23 protein-coding genes, 7 tRNA genes and 1 pseudogene are annotated in these 26,904 nt (G+C 43.8%); 18 read left to right on the top strand and 13 right to left on the bottom strand.

What is annotated here, in order from left to right; all coding sequences use genetic code 11:
* Nucleotides 1–383 (top strand): annotated as a pseudogene (locus tag L4C33_RS07460) (lysylphosphatidylglycerol synthase transmembrane domain-containing protein); the annotation flags it as partial.
* A gap of 21 nt (nt 384–404) precedes the next feature.
* On the opposite strand, the gene L4C33_RS07455 reads toward L4C33_RS07460, so the two are convergent.
* A complete protein-coding gene (locus L4C33_RS07455) occupies nt 405–2,288 on the bottom strand; it encodes a polysaccharide biosynthesis protein (protein WP_428811803.1) in 1,884 nt (627 codons plus the stop codon).
* Between the two features lie 144 nt (nt 2,289–2,432).
* Between L4C33_RS07455 and L4C33_RS07450 the strand changes: the two genes are divergently transcribed.
* From L4C33_RS07450 to gpmM, 3 genes are all read left to right on the top strand, one after another.
* A complete protein-coding gene (locus L4C33_RS07450) occupies nt 2,433–3,389 on the top strand; it encodes a UDP-glucose 4-epimerase family protein (protein WP_428811802.1) in 957 nt (318 codons plus the stop codon).
* Between the two features lie 34 nt (nt 3,390–3,423).
* Nucleotides 3,424–3,969 carry a sugar transferase gene (locus L4C33_RS07445; protein ID WP_428811801.1) on the top strand — a complete coding sequence of 182 codons (546 nt, stop codon included), beginning with the start codon at nt 3,424–3,426 and terminating at the stop codon, nt 3,967–3,969.
* 900 nt (nt 3,970–4,869) lie between these two features.
* Nucleotides 4,870–6,402 (top strand): 2,3-bisphosphoglycerate-independent phosphoglycerate mutase, encoded by a 1,533-nt coding sequence (gene gpmM, locus L4C33_RS07440; protein WP_428811800.1) that lies wholly within the window; start codon nt 4,870–4,872, stop codon nt 6,400–6,402.
* Between the two features lie 127 nt (nt 6,403–6,529).
* Here gpmM and L4C33_RS07435 read toward each other — a convergent pair whose 3' ends face one another.
* The gene (locus L4C33_RS07435; protein ID WP_428811799.1) at nt 6,530–7,870 is read right to left on the bottom strand and encodes an MATE family efflux transporter; all 1,341 of its coding nucleotides are present in this window, start codon (nt 7,868–7,870) and stop codon (nt 6,530–6,532) included.
* A gap of 252 nt (nt 7,871–8,122) precedes the next feature.
* On the opposite strand from L4C33_RS07435, the gene L4C33_RS07430 reads away from it, so the two are divergent.
* The 4 genes from L4C33_RS07430 (at nt 8,123) to L4C33_RS07415 (ending at nt 12,631) form a co-directional block, all read left to right on the top strand.
* A complete protein-coding gene (locus L4C33_RS07430) occupies nt 8,123–8,413 on the top strand; it encodes a co-chaperone GroES (protein ID WP_428811798.1) in 291 nt (96 codons plus the stop codon).
* A gap of 52 nt (nt 8,414–8,465) precedes the next feature.
* Nucleotides 8,466–10,112 carry a chaperonin GroEL gene (gene groL, locus L4C33_RS07425; RefSeq protein WP_428811797.1) on the top strand — a complete coding sequence of 549 codons (1,647 nt, stop codon included), beginning with the start codon at nt 8,466–8,468 and terminating at the stop codon, nt 10,110–10,112.
* Between the two features lie 286 nt (nt 10,113–10,398).
* Nucleotides 10,399–10,956 carry a VC2662 family protein gene (locus tag L4C33_RS07420; protein WP_428811796.1) on the top strand — a complete coding sequence of 186 codons (558 nt, stop codon included), beginning with the start codon at nt 10,399–10,401 and terminating at the stop codon, nt 10,954–10,956.
* 190 nt (nt 10,957–11,146) lie between these two features.
* A complete protein-coding gene (locus L4C33_RS07415; protein WP_428811804.1) occupies nt 11,147–12,631 on the top strand; it encodes a sensor domain-containing diguanylate cyclase in 1,485 nt (494 codons plus the stop codon).
* A 55-nt stretch (nt 12,632–12,686) separates the two neighbouring features.
* Here L4C33_RS07415 and L4C33_RS07410 read toward each other — a convergent pair whose 3' ends face one another.
* The 3 genes from L4C33_RS07410 to epmB form a co-directional block, all read right to left on the bottom strand.
* Nucleotides 12,687–13,175, bottom strand: coding sequence for an MgtC/SapB family protein (locus L4C33_RS07410; RefSeq protein WP_428811795.1), 489 nt, complete (start codon nt 13,173–13,175; stop codon nt 12,687–12,689).
* Between the two features lie 118 nt (nt 13,176–13,293).
* A complete protein-coding gene (locus L4C33_RS07405; RefSeq protein ID WP_428811794.1) occupies nt 13,294–13,806 on the bottom strand; it encodes a pilus assembly FimT family protein in 513 nt (170 codons plus the stop codon).
* Nucleotides 13,807–13,816: 10 nt separating this feature from the next.
* A complete protein-coding gene (gene epmB, locus L4C33_RS07400; RefSeq protein WP_428811793.1) occupies nt 13,817–14,839 on the bottom strand; it encodes an EF-P beta-lysylation protein EpmB in 1,023 nt (340 codons plus the stop codon).
* 33 nt (nt 14,840–14,872) lie between these two features.
* Here epmB and efp point away from each other — a divergent pair, with 33 nt between their 5' ends.
* Nucleotides 14,873–15,439 carry an elongation factor P gene (gene efp, locus L4C33_RS07395; RefSeq protein WP_428811792.1) on the top strand — a complete coding sequence of 189 codons (567 nt, stop codon included), beginning with the start codon at nt 14,873–14,875 and terminating at the stop codon, nt 15,437–15,439.
* 154 nt (nt 15,440–15,593) lie between these two features.
* On the opposite strand, the gene frdD is transcribed toward efp, so the two are convergent.
* The 4 genes from frdD to frdA are packed head-to-tail and all read right to left on the bottom strand — an operon-like array spanning nt 15,594 to nt 18,989.
* Nucleotides 15,594–15,980, bottom strand: a complete 387-nt coding sequence (frdD, locus tag L4C33_RS07390; RefSeq protein WP_428811791.1) for a fumarate reductase subunit FrdD — start codon at nt 15,978–15,980, stop codon at nt 15,594–15,596.
* A 12-nt stretch (nt 15,981–15,992) separates the two neighbouring features.
* On the bottom strand, nt 15,993–16,376 hold the full coding sequence (frdC, locus tag L4C33_RS07385) for a fumarate reductase subunit FrdC (RefSeq protein ID WP_428811790.1): 384 nt from the start codon (nt 16,374–16,376) through the stop codon (nt 15,993–15,995).
* Nucleotide 16,377: 1 nt separating this feature from the next.
* The gene (locus L4C33_RS07380) at nt 16,378–17,157 is read right to left on the bottom strand and encodes a succinate dehydrogenase/fumarate reductase iron-sulfur subunit (protein WP_428811789.1); all 780 of its coding nucleotides are present in this window, start codon (nt 17,155–17,157) and stop codon (nt 16,378–16,380) included.
* The gene (frdA, locus tag L4C33_RS07375) at nt 17,157–18,989 is read right to left on the bottom strand and encodes a fumarate reductase (quinol) flavoprotein subunit (protein ID WP_428811788.1); all 1,833 of its coding nucleotides are present in this window, start codon (nt 18,987–18,989) and stop codon (nt 17,157–17,159) included. Before frdA ends, L4C33_RS07380 begins: the two co-directional genes overlap by 1 nt.
* Before the next feature lie 399 nt (nt 18,990–19,388).
* Between frdA and epmA the strand changes: the two genes are divergently transcribed.
* Nucleotides 19,389–20,360: an elongation factor P--(R)-beta-lysine ligase gene (gene epmA, locus L4C33_RS07370; RefSeq protein ID WP_428811787.1), complete on the top strand. Its 972-nt coding sequence runs from the start codon at nt 19,389–19,391 to the stop codon at nt 20,358–20,360.
* Nucleotides 20,361–20,423: 63 nt separating this feature from the next.
* Here the strand turns inward: epmA and L4C33_RS07365 are convergent, their stop codons facing one another.
* From L4C33_RS07365 to rsgA, 4 genes are all read right to left on the bottom strand, one after another.
* Nucleotides 20,424–21,311, bottom strand: coding sequence for a DMT family transporter (locus L4C33_RS07365; RefSeq protein ID WP_428811786.1), 888 nt, complete (start codon nt 21,309–21,311; stop codon nt 20,424–20,426).
* Between the two features lie 104 nt (nt 21,312–21,415).
* The gene (locus L4C33_RS07360) at nt 21,416–22,831 is read right to left on the bottom strand and encodes an SLC13 family permease (RefSeq protein ID WP_428811785.1); all 1,416 of its coding nucleotides are present in this window, start codon (nt 22,829–22,831) and stop codon (nt 21,416–21,418) included.
* Nucleotides 22,832–23,058: 227 nt separating this feature from the next.
* Nucleotides 23,059–24,003, bottom strand: a complete 945-nt coding sequence (gene asd / locus L4C33_RS07355) for an archaetidylserine decarboxylase (RefSeq protein ID WP_428811784.1) — start codon at nt 24,001–24,003, stop codon at nt 23,059–23,061.
* A 143-nt stretch (nt 24,004–24,146) separates the two neighbouring features.
* On the bottom strand, nt 24,147–25,202 hold the full coding sequence (rsgA, locus tag L4C33_RS07350) for a small ribosomal subunit biogenesis GTPase RsgA (RefSeq protein WP_428811783.1): 1,056 nt from the start codon (nt 25,200–25,202) through the stop codon (nt 24,147–24,149).
* A gap of 150 nt (nt 25,203–25,352) precedes the next feature.
* Here rsgA and orn point away from each other — a divergent pair, with 150 nt between their 5' ends.
* From orn to L4C33_RS07310, 8 genes are all read left to right on the top strand, one after another.
* Entirely contained in the window at nt 25,353–25,898 is a 546-nt protein-coding gene (gene orn, locus L4C33_RS07345; protein WP_428811782.1) for an oligoribonuclease, read from the top strand.
* Between the two features lie 179 nt (nt 25,899–26,077).
* A tRNA-Gly gene (locus L4C33_RS07340) sits at nt 26,078–26,153 on the top strand.
* A 52-nt stretch (nt 26,154–26,205) separates the two neighbouring features.
* Nucleotides 26,206–26,282, top strand: a tRNA-Met gene (locus L4C33_RS07335).
* Between the two features lie 33 nt (nt 26,283–26,315).
* Nucleotides 26,316–26,391, top strand: a tRNA-Gly gene (locus L4C33_RS07330).
* A gap of 85 nt (nt 26,392–26,476) precedes the next feature.
* Nucleotides 26,477–26,553, top strand: a tRNA-Met gene (locus tag L4C33_RS07325).
* Nucleotides 26,554–26,586: 33 nt separating this feature from the next.
* Nucleotides 26,587–26,662, top strand: a tRNA-Gly gene (locus tag L4C33_RS07320).
* Nucleotides 26,663–26,713: 51 nt separating this feature from the next.
* Nucleotides 26,714–26,790, top strand: a tRNA-Met gene (locus tag L4C33_RS07315).
* Between the two features lie 33 nt (nt 26,791–26,823).
* Nucleotides 26,824–26,899, top strand: a tRNA-Gly gene (locus L4C33_RS07310).
* Nucleotides 26,900–26,904 lie beyond the last annotated feature (5 nt).

The raw sequence follows: 26,904 nt of genomic DNA, 5'->3' as shown, positions 1-26,904 counted from the left end.
CAATAGGTCAAATTGTTAATTATTACAAAAAGGCTTGGTTGCGATTGTTGGTATCAAGTGTGTTATCTATGCTAGCAAGTGGTGTTGTCATAGTAGGTATAGTTATTATTTCGATGATGTATGATTATGCTGCTTCGCCAGCAGTAACTGCAATTGCGGGAGTGATAGGCAATGTATCTTCAGTCATCCCTATCACTCCTGGCGGGATTGGTGTTGGCGAGGCTGTGTTTGCAAAAATATCATCGGATTTTTCAGGTAGTTTTGCGCCCTTTGCGACTATATATTTTACGTTTCGCATAGGTATGTTAGTAGCGAATATTCCCGGAATGATAATATCTTTTGCATATAGCAACACTAGGCATCGCGAGTTGAACAATAGATAAGTCTAAGCTTATTTCTTCTGATTATTCAAGAGAAGAAATAGGCTTTTCTTTATAGCCTAGGGGAGCTTTGAGTAAAGCTTTTCGGATGGAGTCTACATCGAACTCATGACAGTGTACGTCCATTTCTTTTAAGAGAGTATGCATATCCTTCCATGATAAACTTTCTTCTAATGCCGTCAGTATCTTTGCGTGTCCAGTTCCTTCTACGTTATCACCAATCAAGAGCTCTTCATAAAGCTTTTCACCAGGCCTTAATCCAGTGAATCGTATCTCTATATCTCCATCTTCATCCGTATTACCGTTAATATGTTCTTTCATCCCCATGAGATGGATCATCCGTTTGGCTAGATCTAGTATCTTTACTGGCTCCCCCATATCCAATACAAATACTTGTCCATTGTTCCCTAGTGCGCCAGCTTGAATCACTAACTGCGCAGCTTCGGGAATGAGCATAAAGTAACGTATAATATCTGGGTGTGTGACGGTTAGGGGCCCTCCTGCGCGTATTTGTTTTTTAAATAGCGGTACTACTGAACCCGAAGAGCCAAGCACATTCCCAAATCGAACCATTGTAAATATAGTGCTCTTTTGCTTATCTGCTAGCGCTTGTAGAACTAATTCAGCAAGGCGCTTACTCGCCCCCATAATGTTTGTTGGTCGAACAGCTTTGTCGGTGGAGATTAGCGTGAAGTTCTCCACTCCAGTAGAAATTGCAGCGTTGGCGCATGCTAAAGTACCAAATACATTGTTTCGTATCCCTTCAATGATATTCTCTTCTACCAATGGGACATGTTTATACGCAGCAGCGTGGTAGACTGTTTCAATTTTGTGCTCTTGCATTAATTTTATTAGTCTATTTTCTTTTTGCACTGAGCCTAGGGCTGGTATGATCACAGTCGTTGAACGCAAATAGGCTTTGGTAGCTGAGAGTTCTTGATCTATTTGATATAGGTTGTGTTCATTGAGTTCAAATAACAATATGGTTTTGGGCTTTTGAGTGATGATTTGGCGGCACAGTTCTGAACCTATAGAGCCCCCTGCGCCAGTAACCATTACGCTTTTACCTGTAATATTTCTTGCTAAAAGATCTTTTTGTGGGTCAACAGGAGCACGGCCAAGTAAGTCTGCTACATCTAAATCTGTCACATCTGTAGGCGCAGCTTTTCCTGTAGCTATATCTTCAACCGAAGGAACAGACTGAACTTCTATCGGCCAGTTCGATAATTTTTCTACTAACCTTAAACGCTTGCCTGTATTAATGTTATTTATCGCAAGTAATAACTTTATCGGTTGGTAAAGTGTTTTTAAGTGGTCAAATTCGCTAGAGTGGTACACTCGTATACCGAATATTATCTGTCCAGATTTTGAAGGGTCATCATCTAATAAGGCAACTGGATGATACTCATCACCCTGAATAAGTGCGTAAGCCAACTCTCGAGCAGTAGAACCAGCCCCGTAAATAAATACATTTGGCTTTTGCCGTTTATAGTAATGGTAGTAGAAAGTACGAACCAAAATCCTTGGGCCTCCTAGCGTTAGGATGGCAAGGCCTGCATATATGAAAGGTACGCTACGAGGAATAAAGGAATGAAAGAAGAAGCCACTTAGCGCCAATGTAAGGGCTGAAAGAAATACACCTAAGAAAATATGCCCAATCGCAGGTAGCATCATATAGCGCAGAACTGCCCGATACATACCTAATTTTATGAAACAATAAATGGTGATGATTAATGTTGTGAATAGGCTAGCTAATTCATCTAAACCAATACTAAAGGTAGAGTAGCCAACTCTTAGGGCAATAGCTAAATACAGTGATATAATTACCGCAACGATGTCGTAACTAATACTGATAAGTCGTTTGTTTTTTCTATTAGCATTTAAGAGAAGTTTTATTGGTGTGAACATATTCTAAAGTATTACCAGTGGAGAGTTGTCTGTGTGATGCATTATTACGTTATTCTAGAAAGCTTCAATGTTAATAGCTAGCAGAACCCTGTATCATTTTGTCATAATATGACATGTAAGAGAAATTTTTTAGAGGTGTATGCTTTGAAATTTTTGGTAACAGGTAGTTCGGGTTTTTTGGGAAGCCGCTTCATCGGAAAGGTAGCCTCGAGCGGTATCTTGGTTCGTTCAGTTTCTCGCAATGTTGAAGATGTTCAAACTAAACTCGATGAATTTAGCGTGGCTACAATTAATGGTAACACTAATTGGAATGGTGCATTTGATGGGGTCGATTGTGTAGTTCACTGCGCTGCGCGGGTTCATCAGATGAGAGAACCAGTAGCCAACGCTATACAAGCCTACTTAGATATAAATACGGACGGTACGCTAAATTTAGCTAGGCAAGCAGCTTTAGCTGGCGTCAAACGTTTTGTATTTATAAGCTCGGTTAAAGTGAATGGCGAATTTTCCCAACAGAATGAAAAATTCACTCCATGCTTAAGCCATAGACCTAATGACCCGTATGGTTTGAGTAAGTATGAAGCTGAAATTGGACTTAAAGTATTAGCTGAAGAGCTAGGTATAGAAGTGGTGATAATTAGGCCTCCGTTGGTGTATGGACCCGGAGTTAAAGCTAATTTTTTGTCAATGATAAAATTGCTTGACAAGGGAGTCCCGCTACCACTAGGTGCGATCGATAACCAACGAAGTTTTGTTTATATTGATAACTTAGTGGATTTGATGTTGACTTGCTGTATACACCCCAAAGCTGGGGGGGAAACATTTTTAGTGTCAGACGATGAGGATGTATCAACAACAAAGTTATTAAACTCAGTAGCGAGAGCTTTGAAGTCAAAAGCTCGATTGTTATCAGTACCGAAATCAATAATTTGTTTTTTGGCTAAACTTACCGGTAAACCACAGTTCTCACAGCGAATATGTGATAATCTTCAAGTTGATATAACGAAGACGAAAAGTTTATTAAATTGGAGCCCTCCATTTGCATTTGAGGAGGGGATTCGCAAGACAGTAGAGGCTTATGTTCAGCTAAAAAATAATTAGATTAGCTGTCTATACTGTATTTTTGGAGTTAATTTTGACGCGTATTTTCGATATTTTATTTTCTTTATTCGGTCTTTTCTTCCTTCTTCCAGCATTGATTATCATCTATATCTTAGGATATTTTGATACTGGTTCTCCGATCTTCAAACAAACGCGTGTGGGACGTCACCAGCAGCCTTTCACCTTAGTTAAGTTCCGAACGATGCCCGTAGAAACCAAATCTATGGCGACACATTTGGTGGGCGCAAGTTCTGTCACTAAGCTTGGTTCTTTTTTAAGAAAGACAAAATTGGATGAACTACCACAATTATGGAATGTTCTGAAAGGTGAAATGAGTTTAGTTGGTCCAAGGCCTTGCCTCTTTAACCAAGAGGAATTAATTCACGAGCGTCAGTCTCTAAGGGTATTTCGTGTCCGTCCTGGGATTACAGGACTAGCCCAGGTTAATGAGATTGATATGTCTACGCCTAAAAGACTGGCTGAGTGGGACCAAAAAATGATCCAGTCATTGAGTATCAAACGATATTTTAGTTATATTTTTCAGACGCTTTCTGGAAAAGGGACTGGGGATAGAGTCTAGATAACTAATTTTTTTGTTAAGAAAGTTATATTAGCCAGCGTTCTCGTTATGCTTATTCACTGTCTTTTTTGACTATAGTAACATTACGCTAATTTAGTTTCTGCAAGCCAGAGGCCTCTAGGTGACAAGGGCTGTAAGACCATTTCGTGTCATAGAAACAGTCATAACTGGTGAGGTATATGTTCGATTTTAAATACCTGCTAAAGCGTAACTGGATTTACTACTTCGCTATCGTATTCCTAACCCCCTAAAAAAGTATTACTCTCAAAGATACGGACTTTTACGGATCCCCTTGGAACTGGTTCTCTCAGGGAAGCGCAGCGCCTGAGAGCATCAAAACTTGCTGAATTCACTCACTATAGGGGAGTGGGCCTTTAGTTACACTTCCACCCTTTCTCTACTTGTAGTATTAACGACTTACGAGTCGCTTCCCACTCTTGCTCATGCAGATAAGCATCGCTCTTCAATATTTGATTTTCATGAGGCGTATAAAATGGGAAGTTCCAGTTGAAAAAACCGTAAGAGTATAGCCTAGTGAGGAAACACCAAACACCAACAGCCCTTTTGAGCATCTCATTGGGGCTGTTTTAGTATTTTGACAACAATTTTTCATTGGCTTAGACCTTATTGAGAAGCATGTCACGCTTTGCATAGCTAGCAGTAGTGTAGCTGATGTAAACTTACTTAATTCAAGTCAAGTTTAAGGGCTAGATTCTAGTCAATAAAAGATTTAGACTTGAGTCACATTTAACTAAAACAGTTAGTGTCACATAATTGGCAATACCAGATGTAACACAGTGAATTATAAGGTGTTGATTTTTAAAAAGTCTCATGTGGTATTTAAAATTACGCTAATTTGTTTTTATACCGATTTATTTTGAATTGAACGAGGTCAGTCCTATGTCAGCTAAGAAGCCTATGGCTCTAGTGATCCTTGACGGTTACGGTTACCGTGAAGACAACCAAGACAACGCTATCGCGAACGCAAAGACACCAGTATTAGACGGTCTTATTGCTAACCAACCTAACACGCTAATCTCAGCTTCTGGCTTAGATGTAGGTCTACCAGACGGTCAGATGGGTAACTCAGAAGTGGGTCATACCAATATTGGTGCTGGTCGTGTTGTATACCAAGATCTAACTCGCATCACTAAATCTATTGCTGACGGTGAATTTGGCCAAACTGAAGCGCTAGTTAACGCTATCGATAAAGCTGTTAAAGCTGATAAAGCAGTGCACATCATGGGCCTTATGTCTCCAGGTGGTGTTCACTCGCATGAAGATCATATCTACGCAGCTGTTGAACTGGCAGCAGAGCGTGGCGCAGAGAAAATCTACCTACACGCATTCCTAGACGGTCGTGATACACCGCCACGTAGCGCAGAAAACACACTAGCACGCTTCCAAGCGTTGTTCGCTAAGCTAGGTAAAGGCCGTGTTGCTTCGCTTATTGGTCGTTACTACGCAATGGACCGAGATAACAACTGGGATCGCGTTCAAGAGTCTTACGATCTTCTTACTCAAGCAAAAGCAGAGTTCACATTCGAAACAGCAGTTGCTGGCCTAGAAGCGGCTTATGCTCGTGATGAAAACGATGAGTTCGTTAAAGCGACTGAAATCAAAGCGGAAGGCGAAGAGTCTGCAGCTATCGTTGATGGCGATGCGGTTATCTTCATGAACTACCGTGCTGACCGTGCTCGTGAAATCACACGTGCATTCGTGCCTGATTTCGACGGCTTTGAGCGTAACGTATTCCCAGCGATTGATTTTGTGATGCTGACTCAATACGCAGCAGACATCCCACTTCTATGTGCATTCCCACCGGCTTCTCTAGAGAACACATACGGTGAATGGCTATCTAAAGAAGGCAAAACGCAGCTACGAATTTCTGAAACAGAGAAGTATGCACACGTTACTTTCTTCTTCAACGGTGGTAAGGAAGACGAGTTTGAAGGCGAAGAGCGTCAGCTTGTAGCTTCTCCAAAAGTCGCGACTTACGATCTGCAGCCTGAAATGAGCGCACCAGAGCTAACTGAAAAGCTAGTAGCTGCAATCAAAGGTGGCAAATACGATGCGATCGTTTGTAACTTCCCTAACTGTGACATGGTTGGCCACACTGGCGTTTACGATGCAGCGGTTAAAGCCGTAGAGTCGTTAGACGAATGTCTTGGCAAAGTGGTTGCAGCAATCAAGGAAGCGGATGGCCAACTGCTTATCACAGCTGACCACGGTAACGCGGAAATGATGGTTAACCCAGAAACGGGCGGTATCCACACTGCACACACTAACTTGCCAGTTCCACTTATCTACGTGGGCAGCAAAAACGTTGAGTTCAAAGAGGGTGGTAAACTGTCTGACCTTGCACCAACGATGCTTTCTCTATCTGGTATTGAGATCCCAGCTGAAATGTCGGGTGAAGTGATCGTTAAGTAATTAACGAACATTGCTTTGAATACAAAGCTAAGAATAAAAAACGGCCGCACCTTGATGCGGCCGTTTTTTTATTTGAATGCATTATATGTCGTAGAGGATAAGCACCTTACTGTTTAAGTTCTTTTGATTACTTAGTTAAAATCATTCTACGCTTCTCGGATAAAGCAAACAGATACCCCAAAACTCCACCCGTTATATTGCCTAGCGCAATACCAATAAATAGCCCTTCAATATCGTAGAAGTAACTACCGAGCCACGCAAAAGGTAGGGTAAATACGAACAATCGCATAAAACTCCATTGAAAGGCTTTAAGGGGTTTGTGCATCGCGTTCAGCCCACTGACTAGCATCATCACAATGCCTTGAAACCCGTAACTAAATGGCACGACGAGTAAGTAATGCCATAGTAAATCACGTACAGATTCTTCTTGAGAGAATAGTGCTGCAAGCGGAATACTCAATGGGACCATCATCAAAAATATCAACGCTTGAAACATAATTGAGAAGCGCATACTTAGGAATAGCCCTTGGAAACTGCGCTCTGGCTTATTGGCGCCAAAGTTTTGTGCCATGAAAGGAGTCAGTACCGAGGTTAGCGACATGAGAACTAAGATCAGTATGGACTCAATACGCTGCGCTGCCCCATAAGCAGCTACCGCTTCAGTACCATGTTTCGCTAGCATCATCATAATAATGGCACCAGCGATAGGGTTCATAGCATTGGATAGAGCGGCAGGGGTCCCTATTCGTAAAATCGTTCGCCAATCATTCATGACTTCGTTAAAGCGTGGCAAGGCTAATAATTTTTCGCGCTTAACTAAAACGAATAGAGAACCACATAAAGCACCAAACCAACTGAAAGCACTGGCAATAGCAGCGCCTTGAATACCTAACTCTGGGAAAGGCCCAATACCAAAGATCAGTAGAGGGTCGAGGATGCCGTTAATCAGCCCTGCGAGCATCATTATTTTAGCTGGTGTTTTGGTATCGCCAGTTGCACGAATTGCACTATTACCGGCCATTGGAATAACCAGTAAAGGGATTGTCAGATACCACACTTGCATGTATTGGTTAATCAGCGGGAGCAATTCGGGTTCAGCACCAAGCAGCCCAAACAAGGGTTCGATTGTGTATAAACCCAATGTTGAAGCTAAGGTGACCAAAGCGACGGCAAGCAATAGACCATGACTGGTAACACGAGCAGCATTCTCGGAGTTGCCTTGCCCTAATAAACGACCGATACAGGTTGAGATGCCCATACCAATACCCATGGTGATGCAGTTGACGGCAAAGGTAACAGGGAAAGTAAAGCTGATCGCAGCAAGAGCTTGAGTACCAAGTAATGAAATGAAGAAAGTGTCAACGAGGTTGAACATCAGGATCGCGACCATACCAAAGATCATCGGTATCGTCATCGTACGCAAAGTTTCAGCGATAGGTGCTGTCAGTAACCCGTGTTTATCACGCATATAACACGTCTAGCTGCATGGTTAACAAAGCTTGCATATCGTCACCAGAAAGTACAAAAACGTAGGATACATCAAGCCCCACTTTACTCCTAGGCACTAAGCACTTCCGTTTGGTTTGGTTTTCGTTAAATTAATCACATTTTTCATCTGCTTCCCCTTGGGATCTAGCGCTTTGTCCCCAACATATTGAGTAACCTCATGCCAATCGTGGCAACTATCATATTAAATGGAAATTATCAGGAGATACGACCGATGAATATCCGTCCTCTACACGACCGAGTTATCGTTGAGCGCCAAGAAGTTGAATCTAAATCTGCTGGTGGCATCGTTCTAACTGGTTCTGCCGCTGAAAAATCAACTCGCGGTACTATTCTAGCTGTTGGCAAAGGCCGCATCTTAGAAAATGGTTCAGTACAACCATTGGACGTTAAAGTTGGCGATAGCGTTATCTTTGCTGAAGGCTACGGCACTAAATCAGAAAAGATTGATGGCAAAGAAGTTCTGATCATGTCTGAAAATGACATCATGGCGATCGTTGAGTAATCCGCGCCAAGTATACGAACTGACTGAATAAAGAATTTTAAAGGAAATTAAGATGGCTGCTAAAGACGTTAAATTTGGTAACGACGCACGTATTAAAATGCTAGAAGGTGTAAACATTCTGGCTGATGCAGTAAAAGTAACGCTAGGTCCTAAAGGCCGTAACGTTGTTCTAGACAAATCATTTGGCGCACCAACAATCACTAAAGATGGTGTTTCTGTTGCACGTGAGATTGAGCTTGAAGACAAGTTCCAAAACATGGGCGCACAAATGGTTAAAGAAGTGGCTTCGCAAGCGAATGATGCGGCGGGCGACGGTACAACTACTGCAACAGTTCTTGCTCAAGCTATTATCGCTGAAGGCCTAAAGGCCGTTGCTGCTGGCATGAACCCAATGGATCTTAAGCGCGGTATCGACAAAGCGGTTATCGCTGCAGTTGAAGAGCTAAAAGGCCTTTCTGTTCCATGTGCAGATACTAAAGCTATCGCGCAAGTAGGTACTATCTCTGCAAACTCTGACACGACAGTAGGTAACATCATTGCTGAAGCAATGGAAAAAGTAGGTCGTGATGGCGTTATTACTGTTGAAGAAGGTCAGGCTCTACAAGATGAGCTAGACGTAGTTGAAGGTATGCAGTTTGACCGTGGTTACCTATCGCCTTACTTCATCAACAACCAAGAAGCAGGTTCAGTTGATCTAGAAAGCCCATTCATTCTTCTTATCGACAAGAAAGTTTCAAACATCCGTGAACTTCTTCCGACTCTAGAAGCTGTTGCTAAAGCATCTCGTCCACTTCTAATCATCGCTGAAGATGTAGAAGGCGAAGCACTAGCAACTCTAGTTGTGAACAACATGCGTGGCATCGTGAAAGTGGCTGCTGTTAAAGCTCCTGGTTTCGGCGACCGTCGTAAGTCTATGCTACAAGATATCGCTATCCTAACTGGCGGTACTGTGATTTCTGAAGAGATCGGTCTAGACCTTGAGAAAGTAACGCTAGAAGACCTAGGTCAAGCTAAGCGCGTAACTATCACTAAAGAGAACTCAACTATTATCGATGGTGCGGGTGAAGAAGTGATGATCCAGGGTCGTGTTTCTCAAATTCGTCAACAGATCGAAGACGCAACTTCTGACTACGATAAAGAAAAACTTCAAGAGCGCGTAGCTAAGCTAGCTGGCGGCGTTGCAGTGATCAAAGTTGGTGCTGCGACTGAAGTTGAAATGAAAGAGAAAAAAGATCGCGTAGAAGATGCACTTCACGCGACTCGCGCTGCTGTTGAAGAAGGTGTGGTTGCTGGTGGTGGTGTTGCACTTATCCGCGCTGCATCTAAAGTTGCTAACCTTGAAGGTGACAACGAAGAGCAAAATGTAGGTATCCGTGTTGCACTACGCGCAATGGAAGCTCCTATCCGTCAAATCACAATGAACGCTGGTGATGAAGAGTCTGTTGTTGCTAACAACGTTCGTGCTGGCGAAGGTAACTACGGTTACAACGCAGCTACTGGCGAATACGGCGATATGATCGCGATGGGTATTCTAGATCCAACGAAAGTTACACGTTCTGCACTTCAGTTCGCAGCATCAGTTGCTGGTCTTATGATCACGACAGAAGCTATGGTAACTGATAAGCCTCAAGACTCTGCTCCTGCGATGCCTGATATGGGTGGCATGGGCGGTATGGGTGGCATGGGCGGTATGATGTAACCCTCTTTCTTTTAGAAAGGCGATTAAATAAAAAACGGAGACTTCGGTCTCCGTTTTTTTATGCTTTTAATAGTATCAATCATATTTTTGCATTGCTCTAACGCGCTGAATTTATAGTTAAGTATACTCCACAAGTTGCGCTTTAAAACCTTTGACCTTATAGTCAAATGACAGCTATTACGTACTCAAAGTATGGATAGTGGGTTTATGAAGGAAATATATAAGTGAGTGATTAGTCAACATTAATGGCTAACACCCACAATCTTAAGTCAGTGGAGACTCCCCAATGAAAAAACTAATTTCAGTTCTAGCAGTAACAGCTGCAATTGCATCACCAGCCGTTCTTGCAAGTGCACCCGTTATGTTCTCATCAATTAACGACTTCAACGCACCATCAGAGAGTAAAGTGTCTGGTGTTCGTGTAGCGGCTCTTCATGGTCAGGTTGATGAAGTTTCCGGCCTTGACCTTGCGATTGTAGGTATGTCTGAAACACAACRTACGACGGGTGTTAACCTTGGTATTTTTGGTGCTTCAAAAGTAAACCAAGAAATGACAGGTGCATCACTAGGCTTTTTTAACTGGAATACAGGTAAAACAACAGGTGTAAACCTAGGTGCTGTAAACATTACTAATGATGTTCAAGGTGCAAACGTGAGCTTCGTGAACTACTCTGAAGGCGACACTATGGTTGATGTGGGTGCTGCAAACTTCTCAACTGAGTCTACTGTACAAGTCGGTATCTTCAATAAAACAGCTAAAATTGAAGGTGTTCAGATTGGTCTAATTAACTGTGCGGACAACGGTTTCTTCCCTTGCTTCCCTATTGTTAACTTTGCGAAGTAATTTACGCTTAGTAAGTCTATAGATTTATAGAAACTCAGGGCTATTTGGTCCTGAGTTTCTTTTTATATATTAGAGTCCCCACCTCACAGAGATAAATAAGCAACTGACATCACATTAAGTAACGATACGCTAGACCATAAAGTGAGTTCTGGTACAATGTGCGGCCATGTTCCCCGTTAGTGATATTGTTGTGATAAAAAGCAATACCGTGAGTTTTAAAAAGGCGCTATTGGGACTTAGCGTTATTTTCCTCTTATTTCTGAGCTTACTTTTGGTAGATTCCGCCGAAGAGTCAGAAAGTGAATATTGGTCTGAAAATCAGTATGCAAGCCAGTCACTTAGTGACTTAACACAAATTATTAATGCATTGGAATACAACATTACAGCTTTGTATCCGTTGCATAATGACACCTACGCATTTTCACACGCATTAAAACAAGATGGCTCAACTTGTTACTTTGTTAATGAAGAACAAGATGAAGCACGGTTTGATTTTATGTTCTCTGGCCCTAGTGAAATGTGCGATCCACAACATGGGTTGAATCATGAAGCGAACAAGCGTCTTTTCATCGCCCCTTCAATGGCTTACTTCTCGAATACGATAGACACCATTTCGGCTATTTATTTTATCTCGAAGGATAAATTCATTATTTCCTCCCCATCAGATTTCGCTCAGAACATTCATGGCGATACGTTTGACTCGGTCGTGACTAATCGTCCTTATTGGATCAATACGGTTCGTTATGGGTTGACGCAACGTGCTGACCAAGTGGTTTATACGGGGGAGTACAGCGATTACCTGACAGGGAAGCGAGTCGTCACCTTAACCAAAGGTATCTATGTTGATGGTGATTTTAAGGGAGTGTTAGGTGTTGATGGTTATGTGAGTGATTTAGTTGATGACCAAAACACTTACTATCGTATTGAATCTAGCCCTTCGGCTAATAAGTTTGGGTTTATGGCGTACACGTTCTCGCACCCAATGGTGCTTGATGGCTTGAACACAGGTTTGTACTTTAATGTGGATGAACCAAAGAGGGTGCACATTCTACATATTATTAAGAATGACCGAATGCAGCTAATGATTTTACTGACCGTTTATCTGTGCGGGATAATCGCGTTGTGGCGTTACTATTCTCAGCAAGAGCATATACGTTTAAGACAGTTGGCCATGCGCGATTCAATGACGGGGTTACTAAACCGCCGTGGCTTTGAAGAGCAATTATTTGCTCAAAGTGAACAGCCGATAGTTGGCATTGGCGTCTTCGATATTGATGACTTCAAGAAAGTGAATGATCAGTACGGTCACGCTGTGGGTGATGAAGTGATTTGCCATGTAGCGAACTTGATCACCAGTAGTGTACGTAGCCAGGATATCGTTGCTCGTTTTGGTGGTGAAGAGTTTGTGGTTGCCATTATGGGGGAGTCTTCAGAGTTACTGACGTCCATTTTTGAACGAGTGCAGAATGATATTAGCCTGCAAAGTTATCGCAGTGACAGTGGTGACCGCATTAGTGTATCGGTATCGGGTGGAGCCACACTCTATTCGCTGTACCGCTTTGATAGCCTTTATCACTTATGGAAAAACCAAAGTATTAGAGCCTCAGACAAGCAGCTTTATCAGGCAAAAGTTGCTGGGAAAAATAGAGTCTCAATAGCTGTTCATGCTAGTTAACACAAGGTTTAAGCAAGCAGGCTAATTACGCCTGCTTGTTGTTTCTTAGGATAGGTTAGTGTTTTTGATGATGCTCTGCTTTTAGCTTCCATTTCTTATGAACGCCGCGGCGTAGCCCTTGAAAACTGTTTTCGACTCGGTCAACGCCTAGCAGAATCATTAATGTCAGAAGGGTAATAATGACCGACTGACTTAAGTGCCCTAGGCCAATCATCATCCCTAAAGCCGCTAATAGCCAGATGATAGCAGCTGACGTCACACCATGAATTTTCCCATCTAACGTCATCATGACACCTGCTCCAAGAAAACCAACGCCAGTAATGATCTGTCCGAGAACTCTTGCTTGATCGAGTGTATTTGGTGACAGGCTAATCGCCATTGTCATGAAGAGGTAGGTACCGGCGATGATCAATATAGAAGTTCGAATTCCTACTGGTTTACCGCGAGTTTGCCTTTCTACACCAATAAAAATGCCATTCAATGTACAGACAACAAGAGCAGGCCAGCTAAAGGGCGCTAGGTTAAAGTAGGGTTCAATTGGCATGTTTGGCATCTCCTAAAGTGTGGAGTATGCGTACTGATTTTAATGAAGGCGAACGAATTATTGTTATCGTGACCATTGATGTTATTTGTCACGATGCTGGCGCTTTGGCTGATGGGGACTAGCAGCCTGTGTTGGTGATAATGAAACTTGGCAGCGCGGTTGATGTAGCCTCTGTATATTCAATGTAACAGTTGTCTGATTCCAATCTACGACTTTCAGGGGCATAAATGATGGTGCCATCATCGGCAGAATTAGAGAAGTACCAGTCAGTATTATCATTTCCCCAGATAGCATCTGATGTAGTGGTTTCAAGCAGTAAAGCCCATGATTCACTGTTTTGTGCGATAGGGTAACCGTAAGCGACTTCGATATTGTCGCCTTCAATGGTTACCGTACTGCTTGCGAGCCTTTCAAGACCTAAGCTCGCCGATTTTCCATGAAGCATATGGCTTGCGCTGACCATTCCTCCCCTCAAACCGTTGAGTGCAGCAATCCTAGAGTTGGTCTGTAGGTTTACAAATTTTGAGTATGCAGTAGCGGACAAAATTGCGAGGAGTACGATGACGATGACAAATTCAATTAATGTGAAGCCTGTGTTTTTTGCCATCGCTTTCGTTGTGGTTGGATTCATGTTTTTCTTATTATTCTAAATGCAAATCCAGTGGTGTCTTACTGGCTTTTCCACCTATTTCACGTGTTAATTTAGGCACCAAATAGCCGGACACCTGCTCTATCAGTTCTTTGAAAAGTTGCTTGGCTTCTTGATCGGAAATGTAAAAATGTGCAGCGCCTTGGACCTTATCGAGTACGTGCATATAGTAGGGTAGAACACCTGCGTCGAACAGGCTTTCACTCAATTCTTTCAAAGAGTTAACATTGTCGTTTACCCCTTTCAGCATAACCCCCTGGTTTAGCAGTGTGATGCCACTCTGTCTCAATTTTTGCAGTGATTGCTTGAGCTCATTATCGATTTCATTAGCGTGATTAATATGGCTAACGAAAACAACATTTAGACGCGTATTGCTTAAGGCGTGACATAATTCGTTGGTGATCCTAGCGGGAATAACAACGGGTAGTCTGCTGTGGATCCTGATCGTATTGATATGTGGGATGGCTTCGATAGCGCGGACCAACCATTCTATCTCTGTGTCTTTTGCCATTAGCGGATCGCCGCCCGATAGGATCACTTCGTTGATCTCTGGGTGCTGGGCAACATAGTCTAGACTGGTTTGCCACACAGACTTTGAGCCCTTGTTATCTTGATAAGGGAAATGACGACGGAAGCAGTAGCGACAATTTACCGCGCAACCGCCTTTTACAATCATCAAAGCTCGATTTTGGTACTTATGCAGTAGTCCTGGGATCGGGTTGTCTTGCTCTTCCAGTGGATCGGCAGAGTAACCAGCATGAACTTCAAACTCTTCACTTAGCGGCAGTACTTGGCGTAGTAAAGGATCCTGTGGGTTGCCTTTTTCCATGCGGTCAACAAAACTCTGAGGTACTCGCAGTGAAAACAGTTCACGAGCCGCAAAACCATTTTCCCAATTGGAAGCCTCGATATCTAAGGCTTCGAGTAGTTTTCTCGGGTCAGAGATCGCATTCGATAGTTGTTTGAGCCAGTTTTGCTCAACAGATTCGACTTTTCGGGTTATGATATGCGGCATTGAAATTAACTCAAAGATGTGGAAGAGAAAATCATGGCGTCAGTAAGCACCAATGAATTCAAAGGCGGTTTAAAGTTCATGTTAGATAACGAGCCTTGCTCAATTATCGATAATGAATACGTTAAGCCAGGTAAAGGCCAAGCGTTTAACCGTGTAAAACTTCGTAAACTGCTGTCAGGCAAAGTGTTAGAAAAAACATTCAAATCAGGCGAAAGCTTTGAGCTTGCAGATGTTGTTGACGTTGAATTAGGTTACCTATACAACGATGGCGAATTCTACCACTTCATGAACAACGAAACATTTGAGCAAATTGCAGCTGACGTAAAAGCAGTCGCTGACTCAGCAAAATGGTTAGTTGAAAATGACGTTTGTACTCTAACGTTGTGGAATGATAACCCTATCACTGTTACTCCGCCAAACTTTGTTGAGATCGAAGTAACTGAAACTGATCCTGGCCTAAAAGGCGATACACAGGGTACTGGTGGTAAACCAGCGACTCTTTCAACAGGCGCAGTAGTTCGTGTACCTCTATTCATCGCTATCGGTGAAGTAGTGAAAGTTGATACTCGTACTGGCGAATACGTTGGTCGTGTAAAGTAATCTCTTAGGTTATCTCTAGCAATCAAGCTTTTTGAAAAGCTGAGTTGCTCGAAAGAAAGGTCACTTCGGTGGCCTTTTTTATTTTTGGTAGGATCTAGAAGCAACAAAGACTCCATACGGAGCCCTTGATATTTAGTTTCTTTGACAGAAATCTTTAAATCATAAAGATGAAGATAACTGAAAGTGCGCTAATCAGCCCTGCAAAGAAGTAACAGCCAACTTTACCAGCAACGCCGACATGGAATTTCAGGTCGTGCATGCCGTGATGAAGACGGTGCATTGCGTGCCACATTGGCAGTGCTAGCGTACCAATGATGAATAGCGCACCGATAATGCTGGTGGCAAATTCAGAAACACGTTCGTAGCTCATCGCTTCTGCATCGATAACCCCCATCGGAGCCAAGATACCCAGTACTAGAATCGTAATTGGTGTAATCATCGCAAACCAAGTACCACCGGCGCCAAACAGGCCCCACCAAATCGGCTCATCAGAGCGTTGTGGATTGTGGTTAACAGGCTTCACTTTGTAGTTTGTGTTCATAACGAAAGCTCCTTACACCACCATAAGAACGATTAAAGAAATAAAGGCCACCGCAGCCCACTGAGTGAGTACGATGATTCTTTTATCAACCAGTTTACCTTTAAGGCGGATTGGCATTACCTGAGGCATCATGCTGAAAAAGGTTTGAGCGTGCATTAAGCTGCCTAGCAGTGCCACGATATTAATACCAACAACGATAGGGTTAGCCATAAAGCTCAACCAACCTTCCCACGCTTCTGGGCCTTTCACTAGCGCACCCAAACCGAAGGTTAGGAACACGGTGAACAGAATCAAAGGCAGTACAGTTGCTTCACGTAGCATGTAGAAACGGTAGAACGGATGGTTGCTCCACCACGTTCTCTTCATCTCACGAACATAAGGTTTACGATTGCTCATCTTATGCCTCCTCTGCTGTTTTAGCTTGGTTCTTGTTAACTGAAGTGCCGTCCGGCTTGAACATCGAGATAACGAAGTCCATTGAAGACTCAACTTTACCCTGGTTTACCGCTCCGGCAGGGTCGACTTTCTTCGGACAAACTTCAGAACAGTAACCCACGAACGTACAGCCCCAAGCGCCGTTTTCACCGTTGATAAGCTTCATTCGCTCAGCTTTACCATTGTCGCGGCTGTCTAGGTTGTAACGATGAGCCAGAGTTAATGCTGCTGGGCCAATGAACTCAGGGTTCAAACCGAATTGAGGACATGCTGCGTAACACAAACCACAGTTGATACAACCAGCGAATTGCTTGTACTTCGCCATTTGCTCTGGGGTTTGAATGTTAGTGCCGTCTTCTGGTTTACGATCGTTACCAATGATGTAAGGCTTGATCGCTTCAAGGCGCTCGATGAACGGCGTCATGTCTACAATCAAATCTTTCTCTATTGGGAAGTTAGCCAAAGGCTCAATTTTGAAGCCGTTTGGATAATCACGTAAAAAGCTCTTACATGCTAGTTTTGGCACGCCATCAACCATGATGCCGCAAGACCCACAAATCGCCATACGACAAGACCAGCGGTAAGACAGGTCTTTGTCTAGGTTATCTTTGATGTAACCTATCGCATCAAGTACTGACATGGTTTCATCAAACGGAACTTCGAAGGTTTGAAAGTGAGGTTCTGCATCGTGCTCAGGGTCATAACGCAGAATTTCAATTTTTTGGATTCGATTCGCTGACATTATGCTTGCTCCTCTTCGCGCTTCTCATCTTTCTTAGCAGTCGCTTCTGCAGCTTTTTCAGCCGCCGCCGCTTTCTCTGCTGCTTCACCATATAGACGAGCTTTCGGTTGAGATTTGGTGATTTTTACGCCGCTGTAGTCGATAGTTGGTGCTGCATCTTCGTTGTAGAACGATAGAGAGTGTTTCAGGAAGTTCACGTCATCACGCTCTGTGCAGTTGTCGTCTAGACGCTGGTGAGCGCCACGAGACTCAGTACGAAGGATTGCTGAGTGAACCATTGCTTCAGCAACTTCTAGTCCGTAACCCACTTCGATAGCGTAAAGTAGGTCAGTGTTGAACACTTTGCCTTTGTCTTTAATGCTGATCTTCTTGTAGCGCGCTTTCAGTTCTGTGATCTTGTTGATGGTTTCTTGCATCAAGTCTTCTTGGCGGTAGATGCCACAACCCGCTTCCATGGTGTGACCCATTTCAGTACGGATGTCAGCCCAGTTCTCATCGCCTTCTTGAGCCAAGATGCCTGCGATACGATCTTCAACCGCTTTAATTTGCTTAGCGATAGCGTCTTCATTCCAGCCTTTGAATTCAGCAGCGCGTTTCACCGCTTGTTCACCCGCTACGCGACCAAACACAACGAACTCAGCCAGAGAGTTAGAACCTAGGCGGTTTGCACCATGCAGGCCAACAGACGCACATTCACCAACTGCAAATAGACCTTTGATGCGAGTTTCACAGGTACCGTTCGTTTCAATACCACCCATGGTGTAGTGAACGGTCGGGCGAATTGGGATTGGCTCTTTAGCTGGGTCAACGTTCACGTACGCTTTTGCAAGCTCACATATAAACGGTAGACGTTCTTGCAGGTACTCTTCACCAAGGTGGCGAAGGTCAAGGTGTACTACATCACCAAGCGGGTGCTTGATGGTGTTGCCTTTCTGCTGCTCGTGCCAGAATGCTTGAGAAACTTTGTCACGTGGACCCAGTTCCATGTATTTGTTTTTCGGCTCGCCCACAGGAGTTTCAGGGCCCATGCCGTAATCTTGTAGGTAACGGTAGCCGTTCTTGTTGACGATGATACCGCCTTCACCACGACAACCTTCGGTCATCAAGATACCAGTACCTGGAAGGCCTGTTGGGTGGTATTGAACGAACTCCATATCACGCAGTGGTACGCCGTGGCGATAAGCCATTGCCATACCGTCGCCAGTTACGATACCGCCGTTGGTATTGCAGTGGTAAACACGACCTGCCCCACCAGTTGCTAGAACAACTGATTTCGCTTTAATAGTAACAAGTTCACCTTCAGACATGTGAATCGCGATAAGGCCTTGTACTTCACCTTCTTCAACGATCAAATCCACCACAAAGTACTCATCAAACCGTTTGATTTGGTCGTACTTCATCGAAGTCTGGAACAGAGTATGAAGCATGTGGAAGCCGGTTTTATCCGCTGCGAACCACGTTCTCTCTACTTTCATACCGCCGAATCGGCGTACGTTTACTTCACCGTTTTCTTTGCGACTCCATGGGCAGCCCCATTGCTCCATTTGGATCATTTCGCGAGTCGCGTTTTCGACAAAGTATTCAACAACATCCTGTTCACATAGCCAGTCGCCACCGCCAACGGTATCATTGAAGTGGTTATCTAAGCTATCTTCGTCCTTGACTACCGCTGCTGAACCGCCTTCTGCTGCTACCGTGTGCGAACGCATTGGGTAAACTTTAGAAATCAGTGCTACTTCCAATTCAGGATTAGCTTCAGCTGCTGCAATTGCAGTACGAAGACCAGCGCCGCCTGCGCCGATGACTGCGATATCTGTGGTAATTGTCTTCACAGTTATCCTCCAGTGTGATGCGGAGTATTCCGCTTGTTATTATCAAAGGCTCGTCAAATTGATATAAGCCTTAAGTGGTAGGCCTAGTGTAGGTGAGGGGAAGGTTTGAAAAATTGATGTATTTGGGTTTTTGCTCCGGTAATGCATATGGAGGCATAAAAAATATAGGTTATGTGACTGCAATCACGGCAATCAATAAGTCATAAATACTAGCGAAATAGTAAGTGTTAATGGCTTGTTGAGTTTGATTTTTGTTATCAATATTCAAAAGTGAGTAATAACAGAAATTGTATTGTAGTACGTCATTCTCACACTACTTCTCGGTGAAGATAGCGGCTTACAAATGAGGTGAAAGGTGGTAATTTCCTTTTTAGTAATTCAGTGAGATGGAATCTAGTAATGCACTCTACATGGCAGCCTGCCGCAACAATCGAACAGCTAAAGCAACGTGCTGATATCCTTAACCAAATCCGACAGTTTTTTGCAGTTCGAGACGTGATGGAGGTGGATACACCTGCAATGAGTCACGCCACTGTGACGGATGTGCATCTACATACCTTTAAAACTGAATTCGTAGGCCCGGGGTATGCGCAAGGCCAGCCACTATTCTTTATAACTAGCCCCGAATTCCATATGAAGCGCTTGCTGGCGGCAGGAAGTGGCTGTATTTACCAGATTTGTAAGTCTTTCCGTAATGAAGAAAATGGTCGTTACCATAACCCTGAATTCACTATGCTGGAGTGGTATAGAGTCGGTTTTGACCATCATGACTTGATGAATGAAATGGATCTGTTACTGCAACAGGTTTTAAAGTCAGGTGTTGCGGAGCGAATGACTTACCAACAAGCATTCATTGATGTGCTGGGTGTGTGTCCATTAGAAGACTCTATGGCAACATTAAAACAAGCGGCGGCAACTCTTGGATTAAGTGATATTGCTGAACCAGAAGAGGACCGCGATACCTTATTGCAGTTACTGTTTAGTATTGGTGTTGAAGCGAAAATAGGCCAAAAAGTACCTGCGTTTGTTTATGACTTTCCGGCATCACAAGCCGCACTAGCCAAGATTAACCCGAATGATTCGCGAGTGGCGGATCGCTTTGAGGTGTACTTCAAAGGTATCGAGCTAGCAAACGGCTTCCATGAATTAGATAAACCACAAGAACAGCTTCAGCGTTTTGAAGATGACAATGCCAAACGCATTGAAATGGGATTATCGCCTGAACCGATTGATCATCACTTGATTGAGGCATTAAAAGCGGGCTTACCAGATTGTGCTGGTGTTGCACTGGGTATCGACAGGTTGATTATGCTGGCTTTGGGTTACGATCACATCGATGACGTGACGGCTTTTCCTTTCCCGCGTTCTTAACTTTCTGTTTTGATGAGAGTTAATAGTCATTAACTATTAACTCTCAGCTTCCAGTCCGCTTCTCTAGCTGACCAGAATACCAGTACCAACTACAGCAACAATGGCACCGATCCAAGCGTAAGCATTCGGCCTTTTCTTGGTATAAAGCCATAATATGGGTAACAACATGATTGGCGTAGTTGAAGATAACAGCGCGACCATGCCGACATTCCCTTCTTGCAGCGCATACAAGATCAGCGTCATTCCCACCGCCATAGCTAAAAAGCCGTTAACCGCGGTAATCGCGAATATCTGTTTATTCATTGGGTTTAGTGCGCGTGATAGCTTGGCGCCTGTTAAACGAAACAGTGAATGAGCCACAAAGGCGGTGATCATTCGAATTGCTGAAGCGGCAATTGGGTCGATACTGGTCTGCATCACGGGTTTGGCTATAATACCGCCCAATGCTTGGCAAATCGCCGCGGTGATTCCAAGAGCAACGCCAATCCACACTGTGCCCTTAATGGTTTCGAGTTGATTGTTCGCTTGTCCTCGACGACCAAAGAATATCGCGGTTAACACGCCGCTAAACACCAATGCAGAGCCAATCAGTTCTACCGAGGTCATGCTTTCGCTAAACAGGAAGTAACCGAGAATCGCCGAGAATACGGCGTGACAAGAGAATAGCAAACCCGCTTGGCGTGGCCCCATGCGATTCAAACAGGCAAATAGGGCTGTATCACCAATGAAGATACCAATTAGGCCAGACAGCATCATGGGGGTGACTAGGTCAGCTTCGACACTCGCCCAGCCGCCAGTAAACCAAGACATGCTCGATAAGATGACCGCGGTACAGCCCATTCTCCAGCGACTATAAGCGAAAGAACCTAAGTGTTGAGCGGGCTTTACTGACATCAGGCTCGCAATTGCCCAAAGAAAAGCGGCGGCGAGTGCCAGCCATTCGAATCCCATTGAAATATACGTCCGTGTTAGAAATTAAAGTGGGGGATTCAATATGCACTAAACCTTCCAGATAGCAAAGGCGTGTTTACTATCTGGAAAGGAAACATCAGAGGCTAGGTAATGATAAACAGAGCAAGGTACACCATCAGTAGCCCGACAATTCCCAAGATGATACCCATCTTAGCCATATCTTTACTTTCAATAAGCCCGGTTGAATAAGCCAGTGAGTTGGGTGGTGTAGATACAGGTAAGATCATGCCAAGTGAAGCCGAGAAAGCTACTACAACCAGTAAGCCTTGTAGGCCGCCAATAGCAACAAGACTTTCCATTGACGCCCCAATAGCAGCTGCAATTGGCATTAATAAGTTAGCGGTTGCGGTATTGGACATAAAGTTTGCCATTAACCAACAAACAACTGATAGCGTTAGCACCACAGCAGTAGGTGATAGCGATTCATAGTCAATAGCATGTGCGAGTGCTGCGGCCAATCCTGTTTTATCTAAGCCAATCCCAATCGCGATACCACCGGCGACTAACCACAATACATCCCAGTTAATCAGCTTGAGCTCTTTCTTACCCATGATGCCCGTTAAGGTAAATACGGCGAGAGGAATGATAGAGACCACATAGGTGTTCATGCCGTGCAGTTTGGTCGTCATCCACAATAAAATCGTTGCTGAGAAGGTGACGTAAACGACTATTGCCCGCCAACTCTTTCTAAACTGCCCATCGAGTTTAAGCACCATGTTTCTTTGCTTGGAAGGGAACAGTTTTTGTAGAAGAAACCAAGCAATAGTCAGTTGGATGATGACAAAGGGTAAGCCCATCATCATCCAGCTTAGGAAGTCGATACTGTTTTCACCCGTAAGGTATTGTAGTGCGATCGCATTGGGTGGTGTGCCTATTGGTGTCGCGATACCACCGGTATTGGCCGCAATTGGAATACATAACACCAGCGCTTTAATCCCCATGTCGCCTTTTGGGGCAGAGGCTACGATCGGACCTAGCAGTGCAAGCATCATTACGGTGGTAGCGGTATTAGACATAAACATCGAGAACACAGCCGTGATCAGCATTAAGCCAAGCATAATGAAGCGCGGTTCTGTACCGAACGGTTTGAGTAGTACACGAGCTAAGTTGTTATCTAATTCATACTTTGATGCTGAGATAGCAAGGGCGAAGCCACCCATAAAAAGAATAATGATTGGCGAGGAGAATGCCCCGAAAATATCGGTATATTTGATCAACTCACCGAGGTCATGTCCTGCTGGTGGGTATCTAAATAAGTGCAGGCCTTTGTCGGAAATCATTACCAACTCAAGTGCGATGATCAAGATTGAGGTTGCGAAGACTGGAACGGGCTCAAGAACCCAAAGCAGCGCAGCTAGTAGGAATATCGCTAGTAATCGGTGTTGAATTAAGGTGAGGTCGTCAATTGGAATTGAATCTATCGGCATGAAGAGCACACCTAGGGGAATGGCAAAACAGATCAGCAGTTTAATTAAAATGCTGATATTCAACTTAGGCATGATGCGCAGACCTCATCTAAAAATATCTGCGAATAGAGTAAGTTATCTTGATTCTTTGTACTTAGAGGGGGATTGTAAAATCAAAAAGTTGTTGAAGATTTCGGCATCAGTTTTGTTTTTGGTCAATTTAGAGAGGGTGAACCTTGAGTTGATGGCAAAAGAAAAGGCGAGTGATGCTCTTTTATTTAATAAAAGAGCATCACTCGCCTCTGGTATCTTATGTAAGCTTATTCTTTATCAGCTGTATCCGCTTGCTCTGGAGCGTTTTCACTTTCATCAGCTTCCGTTTTATCCGAGACAACAGTTTCTTCGTTTACAGATGTGTGAGCATAAGGAGTACCCAGAACCGTTTTCTCACCATTAACCATGGTCTCATCGAATTTGATGCTGCCTTTAGCAAATAGGTTGATCACTGTTGAACCAAGCTTAAAGCGACCCATTTCTTCGCCTTTTTTCAAGATGATTGCTTTATCACCTTGTGCTGGGTAATCCCACTTGTAAACAGAGTTACCGCGAGGTGGGGTAATAGTGCCAGCCCAAACTTGCTCAATACTACCGACAATCGTTGCACCAACAAGAACCTGTGCCATAGGGCCAAACTCGGTGTCAAAGATACAAACCACACGCTCATTACGTGCGAATAGGTTCGGTACATTTTCAGCCGTTAGTGGGTTTACAGAGAAAAGGTCGCCAGGAACGTAGATCATCTGACGAAGTGTGCCGTCGCATGGCATGTGTACTCGGTGATAATCACTTGGAGACAAGTAAAGCGTTGCAAACTCACCGTCTTTGAACTCTTTAGCTAGGTTAGCATCGCCACCAAGCAACTCTTGTGCTGAGTAATTATGGTTTTTTGCTTGAATAAGCTGACCATCAGTAATTTGACCAAACTGGCTTACGCGAGCATCAGCTGGGTGAACAATCACAGAGCCACCGTCAGTGATAGGGCGCATGCCTTCTTTTAGCTCACGTACGAAAAATTCATTAAAGGTTTTGAAGTGCTTTGGATCGCTGTGCAGAGCTTCATCCATGTTCACTTTGTACTGCTTAATAAACCAGTTAATAATTGCTGTGGTTAAACCGCCTGCTTTTGCTGAAGCCAGTTTACCAACTAAACGAGTCAGTCCGTGCTGTGGGATCCAGTACTGCAATCCAACTTTAATCTTATCCATTGTATTAATATTCCAATGCTGTTTATTTTTTGATGCAAATTGCTTTTCAACGAAAATCAGTTAATGAAGATTTTGGGCGCAAGATGTTACTTAAATTCGCGCCTGTTGTCAGTAAATGCTCATATTTGTTCACAAAATCGCGACTAGAGATCCGCTTTCTTACTTCGTGAATACTGACGGTTATCTTTGTTGTCAGCCATTGTTTCAATAATGCGATGGTAGCTAGTGAAACGTAAGCGACTAATTCTGCCGTCTTCAACAGCTTCTCGCAGTAGGCAGCCAGGATCGTCATTGTGCGTACAGTCTCGGAATTTGCAGCCACCAAGGAAAGGCTTGAACTCAATAAATGCTTCCGTAATGGCATCAGGTTCTAAATGCCAAAGACCAAACTCTCGCACTCCTGGTGAATCGATAAGGTCACCGCCAGATGGGAAGTGGTAAAGTCGAGCTGCGGTCGTAGTATGCTGACCTAGCCCTGAGTTTTCAGAAACTGCGCCTTCTTCAATATCTAGCGTTGGCATTAGAGCGTTAACTAGGCTGGATTTACCCACGCCAGATTGACCAACAAAGATATTGATACGATCTTTTAGTTCCGCTTCCAACTCTTTGATGCCGTAGCCAGATTCCTTACTCACGAACATCACTTTGTAGCCGATCTTTTCGTATACTTTTAGCGTTTCACGGTATTCCGAAATTTGCTCTTCAGTCAGTAGGTCAACTTTGTTGAGTACAACAAGCGGCGCAATGTTTACCGTTTCAGAGGCAATCAAATAGCGGTCGATAATGTTAAGTGATAGTTCAGGTAGTACAGCCGAAACGATAACCATTTGGTCAACGTTAGCCGCAACAGGTTTTAAACCGTCATAGTAATCTGGGCGTGTTAGCATTGAAGTTCGAGGTTCTACAGCCTCAACAACGCCAGAGATACCAGCCATAGATTCTAGACCCGCACGCCAAATCACTTTGTCACCCGAAACTAATGTTTCAATACTACGGCGTAAGTTACAGCGGTGAACTTCATTGGTTTCTAGATCTTCGATATCTGCATGTTGACCAAATCGAGTGATAACAAGACCATTTTTAGTTCCGCCCAGCATGTTCTCATCCCACTGGATTGAGTCTTCTTTCTTGAGCCGTTTGTTTTGGTTGCTACGTACGCGTCGCACCTGACCTTTGGTTAACTTTTTCTTTTTAGCCACAATTTTTCACTTAACACATCTAATCTGATGATTGGGAACCCAAACAAGGTGTTGTTAAAAGCACTGTATTCAGTCGCTCTAAACCTAGTCTGTGTATACTTATTTGGGTATAGTACCTCTTTTACACGTAAACAAATAGGCAACCTCCTTATGTCCTTTAGTGATCAGAACCTTATTTGGGTTGATCTTGAGATGACAGGTCTAAATCCTGAAACTCATAAAGTTATTGAAATTGCGTCTATCGTCACTGATAGCCAGCTTAATATATTGGCTGAAGGACCTGTGTTAGCTATTCATCAACCAGATTCTGAACTGGATAAAATGGATGAGTGGTGTACAACGACTCATACGGGAAGTGGGCTAGTTAAACGTGTAARAGAAAGCACGATATCGGAGCAAGAAGCTGTAGAGCAAACCATTGAGTTTTTGAAAAAATGGGTGCCAGCAGGTAAATCCCCGATTTGTGGAAATAGCATAGGCCAAGATCGCCGTTTTCTTGTTAAGCATATGCCTAAATTGGATGAATATTTCCATTACCGCTGTATTGACGTAAGCACTCTAAAAGAGTTAACTCGTCGCTGGAAACCTGAGGTTCTAGATGGTTTTACCAAGCAAGGAACGCATTTAGCCTTGGATGATATCCGCGAGTCAATTGCTGAGCTTCAGTACTACCGAAAAACCGTTATTAGCATCTAATTAGATCAATCGATCACGTTTTTCCAATTTTTCAGGGACATAGGAGTCATTTTTTTTGCAAATCTGTGTGCTTTTTCAGCAGTTGAGTAAAAACTTGCGTAATTTTGCATTAAGGACTTGCATCACAAAAAAATGCTCTTATAATTCGCAGCCCTGAACGACGAAAGACGCTTCAGAATGCGATACTAGCTCAGTTGGTAGAGCGCAACCTTGCCAAGGTTGAGGTCATCGGTTCGAACCCGATGTATCGCTCCAAATTTTCTCTGTTTTAGAGAGCAGTCTCATTGTCTCAAACAATGCATCCGGACGCGGGATGGAGCAGTTTGGTAGCTCGTCGGGCTCATAACCCGAAGGTCGTCGGTTCAAATCCGGCTCCCGCAACCACATTACAGTTAAGCGCTCAGGCGATTAACTAATGCGATACTAGCTCAGTTGGTAGAGCGCAACCTTGCCAAGGTTGAGGTCATCGGTTCGAACCCGATGTATCGCTCCAAATTCAGTTCTTAGAAGTCATCTCCTAGAGAAAGTACTCAGAATGAAAATGGTTTAGTTTCATTGTCTTAAACAATGCATCCGGACGCGGGATGGAGCAGTTTGGTAGCTCGTCGGGCTCATAACCCGAAGGTCGTCGGTTCAAATCCGGCTCCCGCAACCACATTACAGTTAAGCGCTCAGGCGAATAACTAATGCGATACTAGCTCAGTTGGTAGAGCGCAACCTTGCCAAGGTTGAGGTCATCGGTTCGAACCCGATGTATCGCTCCAAATACTTCTCGGTTAGAGAACAGTYTCATTGTCTYAAACAATGCATYCGGACGCGGGATGGAGCAGTTTGGTAGCTCGTCGGGCTCATAACCCGAAGGTCGTCGGTTCAAATCCGGCTCCCGCAACCACATTACAGTTAAGCGCTCAGGCGAATAACTAATGCGATACTAGCTCAGTTGGTAGAGCGCAACCTTGCCAAGGTTGAGGTCATCGGTTCGAACCCGATGTATCGCTCCAAATAC

This window comes from Vibrio makurazakiensis (assembly GCF_050337375.1).
Taxonomy (GTDB): Bacteria; Pseudomonadota; Gammaproteobacteria; order Enterobacterales; family Vibrionaceae; genus Vibrio; species Vibrio makurazakiensis.
This window is presented reverse-complemented; position numbering and strand designations above follow the sequence as displayed.

Coding starts and splice junctions, on each gene's coding strand:
- L4C33_RS07455 (WP_428811803.1), bottom strand. CDS start 2,288: ATGTTCACACCAATAAAACTTCTCTTAAATGCTAATAGAAAAAACAAA.
- gpmM (WP_428811800.1), top strand. CDS start 4,870: ATGTCAGCTAAGAAGCCTATGGCTCTAGTGATCCTTGACGGTTACGGT.
- L4C33_RS07435 (WP_428811799.1), bottom strand. CDS start 7,870: ATGCGTGATAAACACGGGTTACTGACAGCACCTATCGCTGAAACTTTG.
- L4C33_RS07430 (WP_428811798.1), top strand. CDS start 8,123: ATGAATATCCGTCCTCTACACGACCGAGTTATCGTTGAGCGCCAAGAA.
- groL (WP_428811797.1), top strand. CDS start 8,466: ATGGCTGCTAAAGACGTTAAATTTGGTAACGACGCACGTATTAAAATG.
- L4C33_RS07410 (WP_428811795.1), bottom strand. CDS start 13,175: ATGCCAATTGAACCCTACTTTAACCTAGCGCCCTTTAGCTGGCCTGCT.
- L4C33_RS07405 (WP_428811794.1), bottom strand. CDS start 13,806: ATGAATCCAACCACAACGAAAGCGATGGCAAAAAACACAGGCTTCACA.
- epmB (WP_428811793.1), bottom strand. CDS start 14,839: ATGCCGCATATCATAACCCGAAAAGTCGAATCTGTTGAGCAAAACTGG.
- efp (WP_428811792.1), top strand. CDS start 14,873: ATGGCGTCAGTAAGCACCAATGAATTCAAAGGCGGTTTAAAGTTCATG.
- frdD (WP_428811791.1), bottom strand. CDS start 15,980: ATGAACACAAACTACAAAGTGAAGCCTGTTAACCACAATCCACAACGC.
- frdC (WP_428811790.1), bottom strand. CDS start 16,376: ATGAGCAATCGTAAACCTTATGTTCGTGAGATGAAGAGAACGTGGTGG.
- L4C33_RS07380 (WP_428811789.1), bottom strand. CDS start 17,157: ATGTCAGCGAATCGAATCCAAAAAATTGAAATTCTGCGTTATGACCCT.
- epmA (WP_428811787.1), top strand. CDS start 19,389: ATGCACTCTACATGGCAGCCTGCCGCAACAATCGAACAGCTAAAGCAA.
- L4C33_RS07365 (WP_428811786.1), bottom strand. CDS start 21,311: ATGGGATTCGAATGGCTGGCACTCGCCGCCGCTTTTCTTTGGGCAATT.
- L4C33_RS07360 (WP_428811785.1), bottom strand. CDS start 22,831: ATGCCTAAGTTGAATATCAGCATTTTAATTAAACTGCTGATCTGTTTT.
- asd (WP_428811784.1), bottom strand. CDS start 24,003: ATGGATAAGATTAAAGTTGGATTGCAGTACTGGATCCCACAGCACGGA.